Here is an 11260-nt window from a genome sequence, read left to right as displayed (position 1 = left end):
AGGAAGAGTTGTATTGGAAAATGGTCATACATTGACTGACGAAAAAACTTTATTGAAAATTCAGGAATTGGAAGAAAGATTGAAAATACTTGAAGAAACGAAGGAACATGATATTCTCAGTATTCTTCATGTGCTTGGCACAAAAATAAATCAGAGGAAGTGGTTTGCTTGACCAGCCATGTAAATAACGAAAAGGCATTTACGATGGTAGAAATGGTGATAGTTCTTCTCATCATCACCGTTCTGCTGTTGATTGCCCTCCCGAATATGGTAAAAAACAATGAAGTGGCCCAATCCAAAGGCTGCGACGCTACGATTCAACTGCTGGAAGCGCAGGCAGGAGCTTATGAAGTCGAACATCACAGCCAGCCGGAATCGCTTGCAGACCTGGAGGAAGAAGGGTATGTGGACACGATAACGTGTCCGGATAATACTGCTTTAACTCTGGGAGAAGATGGCAAGGTGACACCAGCTGAAGAACAGTAAACAGCCAATTTCCAGCACAGACGGTCATACCCTCATGGAAATGCTTATCGTATTAGCGGTTTTAAGTGTTATGACAATGATTCCCATCCTCCATTTCCAGTCCCTTCACGAAAAAAAATCCACTGATTACTTTATTGATTTACTGGAAGAAGACTTACGTTCAGCCCAGCAGCTTGCCTACGCTAACGAAGAATGGATTTACTTTCAGGAAACAGAAGAAGAATACCACATCCGCAGAGGTTCGATCTATGAAGAGCCCATTAAGAAACGAACCATCCCCCCTGGCATTTATTTCCGAAGAAGCACATTAGATTTTGACAGTATTGGTTTTAAAAGCAATGGCAATGCCAGAAAAGCCGGAACCGTGTTTATTGAAACACCAAACGGAAGCTATAAGCTTGTCGTATTAGTTGGGAAAGGGAGAGTATACATTGAAAAACGGTGAAAAAGGAATGACGTTGGTGGAAGCCGTGGCGGCTTTGAGCTTGCTTTCCTTGATTTGTCTTATGTTTCTCCCGATTTATTCCACCTGCACCAAGGAACACCATGCAGTAAATGAAACAAAAACGGCTTTATATCTTCTGGAAAAGGAAGCCTATCAAACCCGTGATCACTTATCAACTGCACCTTCCGGCGGAAAGGAGGATATATATACCTGGGAAAAAAACAGCAGGGGTGCCGGCACTGATATTTGTGTGAGCTGGGAAGGAGCAAATCATCGTCATTATGAAAAATGTTTGTTTGTATTGGAGAAATAATTCTGGAATGACGTTGCTGGAAGTATTGATCTCGCTTACGATTCTTTTCGTTTGCGCCGTGGTCCTTGCGAATTATATTCCTATTCTGGACACCGGTACAAAAACGTCCCGTCAGGAAATCCAGCTTTTTTTTCAACAGATGAAAGAAGACATGGATTATGCCTATGATGTGGAGGTGACAAAAAACAGTGTGACATTCCAAGAACAGGTGGATAAACGGCAGTATCTTCAGTCCGGCAGCAACATTGTCCGCCGCAAAAATGGAACTGGACATGAAATCGTACTTCAGGAAATCAGAGGTTTTTCTGCAGCGGCTGTTCCTTATGGAGCTGTCGTGTCCATCGTGGACACAAATGGAGTAACATGGTCCGGGGTGGTTGGCAGACGACCCGCTCTGGAAGGAGAGAACAGCTTTTGGGTGAAAAGGGAACCGTAATGCCTGCTATGTTAATCTTTTGTTTTTTACTTGCCTCTCTTCTGTTATTTCAAATTGCTCTGTATTCAGATGAAAAGCAGAGTCTGACAAAAGAAGAACAGGTCCTCCGTTTAGAATGGCTGCTGCGGAACGCAGAGCAGCAATGGAAAGAAGATAGAGAGAAAGGACGCGGAAGTGTTGATCGTCGGTATCAATTTCCGCGGGGCGAAGTACAGATAACGGAAACTCCTCTTGATCCCCGGACAACACGAATTGATTTAACTGCAAGGAATGAAGAAGGACAGGAAAGAACGCATTATTTTTATCTGGAATTAAAAGAGACAGAATAGCTGTAACGAAAAAAGGATAAGCTAGTCTATAGCACAACATTAGACCAAGAGGAGGGAAGCCGGTGAAACCGAACCCATTTTTAAAGTTTATTACGAAGGAAATGGTCGAAGCCCTGGACGAACGGATGAACAAGAAAAAGCGGAAACGAAAGAATTTCCGGTCGTTGTTTAATCTGAAGCATTCTGGCTTCAGATGGTTTGGGATGCTTCCCTTCTCGTTTAAAATTGCCTGGCAGAAACGAAAAAGAATTAAATCCTGATACTACGGCTCCGCTTTTTTATTAAAACATTTACAATTGTTCCATCCCTCATATATAATATGTATAGCAGAACATAACCGTGTTAACAGGGAAAGTGACAAGGGGGGAAATGACATGGACCGCATGTTTCGCATGATGGGCTTTTGGACAGCCGTTTTTGCTGTTTTATTTTTCGTAGGTGATATGTTTAGTATGGCCATTTTGTTTTTTGCTCAGACGGCTGCCTTTTTAGCACTTGGATACATGAAACTGACAGAGCGTATGTATATTTATATATTTGGAGCTTATTTAACGGTTTTCTTCGTTAGTTTCACGTATTATACGACGTTTATTATGGAACCTGGCTTCCACTAGAATGTGCCTTCTGACAGAAAAGTGTACATAATAAAAAAACATCCCTCTCCATAGGAAGGGATGTTTTTTTATTCAACTGCCGTCCATTAAAAACCATTTAAAAAGGGATTGCTGTCCATTTCCCTTTGTATGACTGTAAATGGCCCATGTCCGCAGGCCACATAGGTGTCTTCGGGAAGTTCCAGGATCTTGTCATGGATGACTTTTATTAATTGTTCCTGGCTTCCGCCGGGGAGATCTGTGCGTCCGATCCCGCCGGAAAACAGTACATCGCCTGAAAACACGGTCCGGCTTTCTTCATGATAAAAGGAAACACTTCCGGGAGAATGCCCTGGCGTTTCCAGAATATAAAAAGCAAACGATCCGATGGTTAGTGAACCTTCCTGTCGGATATGATGATCGGCTTCGCCTGCTGAAATACGGTGATCTCCGAGAAACAGAGAAGCCCCATTTTTTTCAGGATCGGTCAGCCAGTCCCGTTCGTTTTCGTGGAGATAGACATCAATGTCATAACTCCGGCGGACCGTCTCTACTGCTCCAATGTGGTCAAAATGAGCATGGGTTAATAAAATGGCGGCCGGGCGGAGTCCGAGATTGTCGATTTTTTCCTGAAGGACTTCGGCATCCCCGCCTGGGTCAAAAATAATAGCCTCGCCCTGATCGTTATATAAGACATAACAGTTCGTCTGCAGCGGACCTAAAGGTACACTCTCCCATTTCATCTTATATCTTCCTTCCTCTTTAAACGTGATGCTGTTTATTTTAACATAAGATGCAGGGGGAAAGGCTAAAATAAGGGGTGCATGTCTTCTTGAAAAATTGTATAATGATAACGACATAAATGTTAAGAAATACATGGTTACATGACCTCAGGACATGCCGGAAAAAGGGGGGAGTTCTTTATGGCTCTTGGGATTACAATGCTTTTCGTCGCCATTCTATGCGGAATTGCGACCATTCGGGAAATAAAGAGAAGAAATTTTTTTGCGGTCGGATTTGCCGGAATATCTTTTTTGGTGTTTGGATGGTTCTCCATTATGACAATATTTATCAGTGGAGCTCCCGAGGTTTAAACACAAGGATATTAAAAAACGAGGCCTTTTATATAAAGGACCTCGTTTTTTATTAATAGCTCGAAATGATTTCGTTTATTATCTGCCAATGAGCGGCTCTTGGGAAACCACCCAAGAGCCGTTTTTCTTAATGAAGAGAATTTACAGGGCGGATTGGCTTAAGTAAAACAGTCCGCTGTTTACGATGTCCACCTGGATGTGAGGGTGGTATCTGCTGATAATGGCTTGTTTTTCCCGTTCGTATTCTTCTTCTGAATAAGAGGAAGAGCGGAAATAGGCTTCAAGAATGGACAGTTCCTCCTGCATCCGTCTTTCGGCTTTGTGCGCCCACTCCTCGGAATGTGATGCCAGGGCCTGTTCCACCTTCCGTTTAATGCGCAGCAGGCCGCTTTGCACCTGAATCAGAGAAGCCATTGGAAATGAATGGTCAGGAATCATGGCATGAAGCTTTTTAGAGTGAAGGCGGTCCATCATATGTTCTACAAATTGACCGTGAATCAGCTGGAGTCCGTAAGAAGCAATGTAATCTTTGCGTTGATGGGAGACAAACGAATATTTTACATTCACCACAAGCCACGGAAAAAGCGGAGAAGGGTGTTGGTTCTTCCGGCTGTTTTCATACAGCAGCGTCCACTTTCCTTTTTGACGGGCCGATTGAAAAATTTGATGGAGCCGGGGAGAGCCGAAATGCAAATGTTCTCCTTTTTCATTTTCTTCTTTATCCCTATCGGTCAAAAAAGTCAGCGTCATTGGTTCCCCGTAAGCACCTGTTTTCTTAATATACTGCCAGTAAAAAGGCCGGTTAATCAATTCCTGGTCAAGCGCCTCCGTTAATTGAACCTGTATTTTATTAGCCGACTGATTCAAAATTTCCGCTCCGTTGGATTGAAAATAACGGCATAGATAGTTTTGCAGGGTCTGATCTTCCATGGTTTATGTCCCTTCTTTCTTTACAGGTTCTTCCATTAATTCGGAAAGGTGATTCAGTTTTACTTCAATCTCTTCTTTGGACTCCGAGTGATGGAGTGTTTCGGTAATGTAATCTTCCAGGACAGATCCATAGGAGGAATCAAGAATAGTGTCAAGCGTTCCAATGACGTTTTCAAATAATCTTATTTTGTCATATAAGAGAGCCAGAATATGTTCTTCAATCGTTTGCTTCACAGCAAAATTATAGATTTGAACGTCTCTTGTCTGGCCCAGCCGGTGAAGCCGGCCGATCCGCTGCTCGAGCCGCATGGGATTCCAGGGAAGGTCATAATTAATAATCGTGCTGCTGAATTGAAGATTGATCCCTTCCCCGCCGGCTTCTGTCGCTATCATAACCTTGGCGCGGTCTCGGAAAAGCTGCTGCATCCATTCTTTTTTGCTGCTTTTAAATCCTCCGCGAAAAGGAACTGATAAAATTCCGTGCTGCTTGAGGTACCACTGCAGATAAAGCTGAGTGGCGCGGTATTCGGTGAAAAGAACTACTTTGTCCTCGGTGTTTTTGATTAACTCTACTGCTTTTTCTGCTTTGCTGTTTACGTCCATGGTTTGAATATGCTGAAGCAGAGAGGCAAAGACAGTATCGGTTAGCTCTTTTTGTTCATGCATGTGATTTAATGTCATATAAGCTGCTTCTTTACTGCTGCACGCTTCTCTTAATAATGTAGTGGCGGTAAAACCGTGAAAATTGTTCTCTGGGTTATCTTTCAACTCCTCCAGCATGTTATAAAAGGTTTGTTCCTTTTCAGTAAACGGGATATACATAGAATGGACATTCCGTTTTGTCCATTGAATGCCGGTTTGTTCTCTGCGGTTCCGCACCATTACCTGCTGGACAATATGTTTAACAGCTTTTTCCCCTTTTTCTTTAAAAAGCTGATTAAATTCTTTTTGACTTCCTAACAGTCCCGGTTTTAATAAATTAATTAAATGAAATAGCTCTCCCGGTTTATTCTGAACCGGGGTAGCCGTTAACATCAGACAGAATTTTTTCTGTAAAAGGCGGGCAAATTCATAGTTTTTTGTTTTTGGGTTTTTTAATTTATGGGCTTCATCAAATATAATCATGTCATATTCCTGCTCGAGCACCATATCACGGTGCGGCGGCCGTTTTGCCGTATCTATAGAGGCTACTACAATATCCGCTTCTTCCCACACGTACGTTTTTCGCTGCGCGACAGCCGGAATGAAAAATTTCTCATACATTTCTTTGGCCCATTGGCCGGTCAGTGAAGCCGGCACTAGAATTAATGCTTTTTTTACCAAGCCTCTTACCATATATTCTTTTAAAATAAGCCCGGCTTCAATGGTCTTGCCGAGTCCCACTTCATCAGCCAGAATCGCCTTTCCGTCCATTTCCTCCATCACACGTTTTGCTGTCTGCTCCTGGTGGGGATAGAGCTGAAGGTCAGAGAGATGTTTATAGCATAAGAGTCCCTCAAAGTCAGGAATAGATGTCCATTGCTGAGACTCATAAGCCAGACAGAATTGTTCCCACGAAGACACCGGAAGAGTCTCTATACTTTCTTTGTTAAAATCGTCCCATTCCGAATGAAAAAATACGTCTATAGTCATATTGTTCGTTCTCCTTTTGAGAAAAGAGATTGTTAGTGATCTTGGATCGTGATAAAATAAAACCAACTCTTAGAACTAGTATGCTTCGAAAAGACCCAATTTTATGCGTAGAGAAACAATTCTATAGGAAAAGCGGATGAAGGCAAAGGGAGAGACCGCATAAAGCGGCGCCGAAGGAGCAAACTTGGGAAAGTGAATCTCTCAGGCAAAAAGACTTTTGTCCGACGCAGCTCTGGAGAGCGCTCGATGAATAGAGAGCCACCCACGAAGACAATCTTCTTTCTATCGGTATCGATTTCTTGAAGAAAATGTTCGGAAATAATCGATAGGGGAGAGAAACTTTCTGGTTGTAGGACAGAGAATCCCGACAGCAGACGGGGTTCTCTGTCTTTTTATAAGGCAGGAAAGTATATAATGTTGGCCTATTCCAGCTTCAGGCGTCGTCGGCTCGAAGGCCCGCTACAATGCAGCTCAGGTCGGCGCAGCCGCAGGACGAGAGGGTTTTAGCCTATCTTTCTTACGATACCCGCACTGCCGTCGGGTCTTTAGCGCTTGGCGCCGATAGGCGGGGGCCTTGCGCTTATCTTACTTTCTAAAAGGCGGGGATGCTATGAGTCATGCAAAACGGACGCCTCTTTATTCTATCCATCATGAATATGGGGCAAAAATAGTTGAATTCGGAGGCTGGGAGATGCCGGTGTATTTCTCCGGTATCAAGAAGGAGCATCACACGGTCCGAAAGGCCGCAGGACTCTTTGACGTTTCTCATATGGGAGAGGCGCGGGTCACTGGTAGTCACGCTTTCTCTTGGCTTCAGACAATGGTTACAAATGATTTGGCAACATTGGAACCCGGCAAAGCAATGTATACCTTGTTATGCAATGAGCGTGGAGGTGTGGTGGATGATATGCTTGTATATCAACTGGCAGCCGAAGACTATTTTCTCGTTTTAAATGCGGCGAATACCTCCAAAGATATTAACTGGCTTCAGTCCCATGCAAAGGGAGAGGTCTCGGTAAAAAATGTTTCCGATGAGTATGCCCTGCTTGCCCTGCAGGGACCAAAAGCCGAAACCGTGTTGCAGCGTATAAGCAGGGAGGATCTTTCGTCCATTGCCCCTTTCCGGTTCCAGCCGCACAGTTGTGTGAATGATGTTTCTTGTCTTGTATCAAGAACCGGTTATACCGGGGAAGATGGATTTGAGATTTACTGCCCGGTTACCAAAGCAGAAGAACTTTGGAAGGCGGTGCTCGAGGCAGGGGAACCCGAGGGAGTGATTCCGTGCGGATTGGGGGCCAGGGACACCCTGCGTATGGAAGCAAGACTGCCGCTCTACGGCCAGGAAATAGATGAGACCATCAGCCCCTTGGAAGCCGGTTTGGGCTTTGCAGTGAAACTTCAAAAAGACAGTCCTTTTATTGGAAAAGAAGCCCTGGAAGAAGAAAAGGCCGGCGGCCCGGCGCGGCGTTTAATCGGATTAAAGATGATCGATAAAGGTATTCCCAGATCAGGCTGTACAGTGCTGAATGAAAAGGGGGAATCCATTGGGGAAATCACCACCGGAACACACTCCCCGACACTTGCTGCCAATGTAGGGATGGCTTTAGTGGAGATCAGAAAAGAAACAGGGAGGTATTATGTGCAAATACGTCGTAAAACATTAGAGGCAGCTCCTGTATCTTTACCATTTTACAAAAAGTCTTAAAGGAGGACCTTTCCTTGAATTTTCGCTATCTGCCTGCAACAGAAGAAGATAAACAAGACATGCTGCACACCATTGGCGCTGAAAAAATGTCTGATTTGTTTGAAGATATACCGGAACGTATACGTACCCAAGAAGAGATGGATCTACCGGAAGCGGCTTCTGAACCGAGACTGTTGAAAGAAATGTCCCAATTAAGCAGAAAAAATGCGGACGTCCGGACTTATCCGTCCTTTTTAGGAGCAGGCGTGTATGATCATTATATCCCTTCCGTGGTGGACCATGTTATCCGCCGCTCGGAATTTTATACCGCCTATACCCCGTATCAGCCTGAAATTTCTCAGGGCGAATTACAGGCGATTTTTGAATTTCAGACCATGATATCAGAATTAACCCAAATGGATATTGCCAACTCATCCATGTACGACGGTCATACAGCGCTGGCTGAGGCTGCGCTTATGGCCGTCAGTCATAGTAAAATGAAAAAAACTAAAATTATTGTCTCGGAAGGGGTTCATCCTGAAGCGCTTGCTGTGCTCGATACTTATGCCGCCGGACCCGGCCTGACGGTTGTACGTGTTCCGCTTCAGGGAGCCCGCACCGATAAAGAGGTCCTCGAAAAAGAAATGGATGAACAGACAGCTGCCGTCCTTGTTCAATATCCTAACTTTTTTGGAACCGTGGAAGAGCTGAAAGAAATAGAAACAATGGTACATCAGAAAGATTCGCTCTTTATCGTATCCAGCAATCCGTTAGCCCTGGGTATTCTAACGCCGCCGGGGGATTTCGGAGCTGACATTGTAATTGGGGATACACAGCCTCTTGGGATTCCGATGCAGCTGGGCGGGCCGCATTGTGGTTATTTTGCTACCAGCAGAAAGCTGATGAGAAAAATGCCGGGAAGACTGGTCGGCCAGACGGTGGATAAAGAGGGAAATCGTGGCTTTGTGCTTACGCTGCAAACGAGGGAGCAGCATATCCGCCGTGACAAAGCGACTTCCAACATATGTTCCAACCAGGCCTTGAATGCCCTGGCCTCTTCTGTTGCCATGTCAGCATTAGGAAAAAATGGCATCCGTGACATGGCCCTTCAAAGTTTAAGGAAAACAAATTATTTTAAAGAAAAGTTAAAACATGAAGGAGTATCTGTCGTGCATGAAGAGCCGGTATTTAATGAGTTTGTCATTCACACGCAGACCGACGCAGCAGCTGTCAATCGACGTTTATTTGAAAAGGGAATTATTGGCGGATATGATCTTGGATCGGTATATGAGGACCGTTTCGGCCACATGCTTTTATGCGTTACCGAGATGAGAACACGAGATGAAATAGACGCTGCTGCGGCAGCATTGAAGGGAGCGATAAAATGAAGCAGGAACAACCGCTCATTTTTGAAATAAGCAGACCCGGCCGTACTGGGCATTCTCTTCCTGAAAATGATGTAGCTGAGGTGCCAGTAGAAAAATTACTCCCGGCGGAGTGTATCCGAGAAGAAGCTCCGGAACTTCCGGAGGTATCAGAATTAGAGTTAATGAGGCATTATACGGCTTTGTCCGTGAATAATCATGGCGTCGATACCGGTTTTTATCCGCTCGGATCTTGTACGATGAAATACAATCCTAAAATGCACGAAGATATTGCAAGAATGGAAGGATTTTCCCATGTTCACCCTTACCAGCCTGAAGACCAGATCCAGGGTGCGCTGGAGTTAATGTATCATCTTCAGTCTTGTTTGTGTGAAATAACCGGAATGGATGAAGTGACATTGCAGTCTGCTGCCGGAGCACAGGGAGAATGGACGGGACTGATGATGATCCGAGCGTTTCATGAAGCAAATGGAAAGCCACACCGCCGGAAGGTCATCATTCCGGATTCGGCTCATGGTACAAATCCAGCTTCTGCCAGAGTAGCCGGTTTTGATGCAGTAACGGTGCGTACGAATGAAAAAGGGCTGGTGGATATCGATCATCTCAAAGAAGTGGCTGGAGACGACACTGCTGCTCTGATGCTCACAAACCCTAATACACTGGGGTTGTTTGAGGAAGAAATTACCGAAATAGCTTCGATTATCCACGAAGCAGGCGGGAAATTATATTACGATGGTGCGAATTCCAATGCTATTTTAGGAATAACCAGACCTGGCGATATGGGGTTTGATGTGGTCCACCTGAACCTCCATAAAACATTTACAGGCCCGCACGGCGGAGGCGGGCCGGGAAGCGGTCCCGTCGGTGTAAAGAAAGACCTTCTTCCGTTTCTGCCAAAACCGCTCCTGAAAAAAGAAGCAGATGGTTACCGCTGGGATTATGACAGGCCGGCATCGATAGGGCGGGTTAAACCATTTTATGGCAACTTTGGGATTAACATCCGAGCCTATGCCTATATTCGAACCATGGGGGCAAAAGGCTTAAAGCAGGTATCTGAACATGCAGTCTTAAACGCCAATTATCTGCTCCATAAACTTGCTCCCTATTTTGATGTACCTTACGAGCGCTACTGTAAACATGAGTTTGTCCTGTCGGGAAAAAGGCAGAAAAAGAACGGAGTTTCAACCCTGGATATGGCAAAGAGACTCCTTGACTTTGGTTATCATCCCCCGACGATTTATTTTCCAATCAATGTAGAGGAATGTTTTATGGTGGAGCCTACAGAAACAGAGTCTAAAGAAACTTTGGATGCCTTCGCCGATGCGATGGTTACGATTGCCAAAGAAGCGGAATATGAACCGGAAACGGTCCTGAATGCTCCGCATACAACCGTCGTAAGACGACTGGATGAGACAACGGCAGCGCGAAAACCCGTCTTAATTTTTAAGCCAAATAAAAACGCTCAAGGATAAATAATTCCTTGAGTGTTTTTTAGAGACGGACCCCTACTTTTTATTGATTTTGCCTGTCCATTTTTTAAACCCTTTTTTCAATTGGTAGATATCATTGTTTCCAGCTTTTTTTTGAATAATTCTGGCGGCCTGGCGGCTCCGTGCTCCGGACTGGCAATAGAGGTAAACCGGCTGGTCATCTCTGATTTCATTAATTCTCTGTTTTAATTGTGATAATGGAAGATTTCTCGCGCCGAGAATATGACCGCCATTATACTCTCGTGGTTCCCGGACATCAATTAATTGTGCTTTGCGGTACCCTTTTATAAATTCGTCCTGGGTTAATTCCGTTAAAAAACCAGGTTTTTTAAAACGCCGGAAAAGCAGAACAATAAGCACAGCTAATAAAACTCCCCATAATATCCAGGTGATGGTATCCATACTATCCCCTCCTTTACAGATGAACAAAGACTACATGGTGT

16 protein-coding genes and 1 riboswitch are annotated in these 11260 nt (G+C 44.5%); of the genes, 12 read left to right on the top strand and 4 right to left on the bottom strand.

Going from position 1 to position 11260, the window contains the following annotated elements; all coding sequences use genetic code 11:
- The first annotated feature begins 13 nt into the window (after positions 1-13).
- The 8 genes from G475_RS27095 to G475_RS0104625 all read left to right on the top strand — a co-directional run bounded on the left by G475_RS27095 (position 14) and on the right by G475_RS0104625 (position 2623).
- Positions 14-172 carry a hypothetical protein gene (locus G475_RS27095; protein WP_156911627.1) on the top strand — a complete coding sequence of 53 codons (159 nt, stop codon included), beginning with the start codon at positions 14-16 and terminating at the stop codon, positions 170-172.
- Positions 169-486, top strand: coding sequence for a competence type IV pilus major pilin ComGC (comGC, locus tag G475_RS0104655; RefSeq protein ID WP_156911626.1), 318 nt, complete (start codon positions 169-171; stop codon positions 484-486). Before G475_RS27095 ends, comGC begins: the two co-directional genes overlap by 4 nt.
- Positions 473-931, top strand: a complete 459-nt coding sequence (gene comGD / locus G475_RS0104650) for a competence type IV pilus minor pilin ComGD (RefSeq protein ID WP_324603206.1) — start codon at positions 473-475, stop codon at positions 929-931. The genes comGC and comGD overlap by 14 nt, the downstream gene beginning before the upstream one ends.
- Positions 918-1244 carry a hypothetical protein gene (locus tag G475_RS0104645; RefSeq protein WP_026700286.1) on the top strand — a complete coding sequence of 109 codons (327 nt, stop codon included), beginning with the start codon at positions 918-920 and terminating at the stop codon, positions 1242-1244. Before comGD ends, G475_RS0104645 begins: the two co-directional genes overlap by 14 nt.
- A 7-nt stretch (positions 1245-1251) precedes the next feature.
- Positions 1252-1680, top strand: coding sequence for a ComGF family competence protein (locus tag G475_RS0104640; RefSeq protein ID WP_026700285.1), 429 nt, complete (start codon positions 1252-1254; stop codon positions 1678-1680).
- Positions 1659-2009, top strand: coding sequence for a competence type IV pilus minor pilin ComGG (gene comGG / locus G475_RS0104635; RefSeq protein WP_026700284.1), 351 nt, complete (start codon positions 1659-1661; stop codon positions 2007-2009). Before G475_RS0104640 ends, comGG begins: the two co-directional genes overlap by 22 nt.
- A 62-nt stretch (positions 2010-2071) precedes the next feature.
- Entirely contained in the window at positions 2072-2269 is a 198-nt protein-coding gene (locus tag G475_RS0104630; protein ID WP_026700283.1) for a YqzE family protein, read from the top strand.
- A 114-nt stretch (positions 2270-2383) separates the two neighbouring features.
- Positions 2384-2623 (top strand): DUF2626 domain-containing protein, encoded by a 240-nt coding sequence (locus G475_RS0104625; RefSeq protein ID WP_026700282.1) that lies wholly within the window; start codon positions 2384-2386, stop codon positions 2621-2623.
- 86 nt (positions 2624-2709) lie between these two features.
- Here G475_RS0104625 and G475_RS0104620 read toward each other — a convergent pair whose 3' ends face one another.
- Positions 2710-3345 carry an MBL fold metallo-hydrolase gene (locus tag G475_RS0104620; RefSeq protein WP_026700281.1) on the bottom strand — a complete coding sequence of 212 codons (636 nt, stop codon included), beginning with the start codon at positions 3343-3345 and terminating at the stop codon, positions 2710-2712.
- A gap of 180 nt (positions 3346-3525) precedes the next feature.
- Here G475_RS0104620 and G475_RS26655 point away from each other — a divergent pair, with 180 nt between their 5' ends.
- Entirely contained in the window at positions 3526-3696 is a 171-nt protein-coding gene (locus G475_RS26655) for a DUF2759 domain-containing protein (RefSeq protein WP_084413990.1), read from the top strand.
- A 141-nt stretch (positions 3697-3837) separates the two neighbouring features.
- Here G475_RS26655 and G475_RS0104610 read toward each other — a convergent pair whose 3' ends face one another.
- On the bottom strand, positions 3838-4626 hold the full coding sequence (locus G475_RS0104610; RefSeq protein ID WP_026700280.1) for a YqhG family protein: 789 nt from the start codon (positions 4624-4626) through the stop codon (positions 3838-3840).
- A 3-nt stretch (positions 4627-4629) separates the two neighbouring features.
- Entirely contained in the window at positions 4630-6258 is a 1629-nt protein-coding gene (locus G475_RS0104605; RefSeq protein WP_026700279.1) for a DEAD/DEAH box helicase, read from the bottom strand.
- A 136-nt stretch (positions 6259-6394) separates the two neighbouring features.
- A riboswitch (glycine riboswitch) is annotated at positions 6395-6485 on the top strand.
- Between the two features lie 383 nt (positions 6486-6868).
- Here G475_RS0104605 and gcvT point away from each other — a divergent pair.
- The 3 genes from gcvT to gcvPB are packed head-to-tail and all read left to right on the top strand — an operon-like array spanning position 6869 to position 10799.
- Positions 6869-7963: a glycine cleavage system aminomethyltransferase GcvT gene (gene gcvT / locus G475_RS0104600; protein ID WP_026700278.1), complete on the top strand. Its 1095-nt coding sequence runs from the start codon at positions 6869-6871 to the stop codon at positions 7961-7963.
- A 14-nt stretch (positions 7964-7977) separates the two neighbouring features.
- Positions 7978-9330, top strand: coding sequence for an aminomethyl-transferring glycine dehydrogenase subunit GcvPA (gene gcvPA, locus G475_RS0104595; RefSeq protein WP_026700277.1), 1353 nt, complete (start codon positions 7978-7980; stop codon positions 9328-9330).
- Complete coding sequence (gene gcvPB, locus G475_RS0104590) at positions 9327-10799, top strand: aminomethyl-transferring glycine dehydrogenase subunit GcvPB (RefSeq protein WP_026700276.1); 1473 nt, start codon at positions 9327-9329, stop codon at positions 10797-10799. The genes gcvPA and gcvPB overlap by 4 nt, the downstream gene beginning before the upstream one ends.
- Positions 10800-10832: 33 nt before the next feature.
- Here gcvPB and G475_RS0104585 read toward each other — a convergent pair whose 3' ends face one another.
- Positions 10833-11219 carry a rhodanese-like domain-containing protein gene (locus G475_RS0104585; protein WP_026700275.1) on the bottom strand — a complete coding sequence of 129 codons (387 nt, stop codon included), beginning with the start codon at positions 11217-11219 and terminating at the stop codon, positions 10833-10835.
- Between the last annotated feature and the right edge of the window lie 41 nt (positions 11220-11260).

The organism is Salibacterium aidingense DSM 18341 (genome assembly GCF_000429685.1).
GTDB classification, from domain to species: Bacteria; Bacillota; Bacilli; order Bacillales; family Marinococcaceae; genus Salibacterium; species Salibacterium aidingense.
The sequence above is the reverse complement of the archived record's forward strand: the minus strand, read 5'-3'. Positions and strand labels throughout refer to the sequence as shown.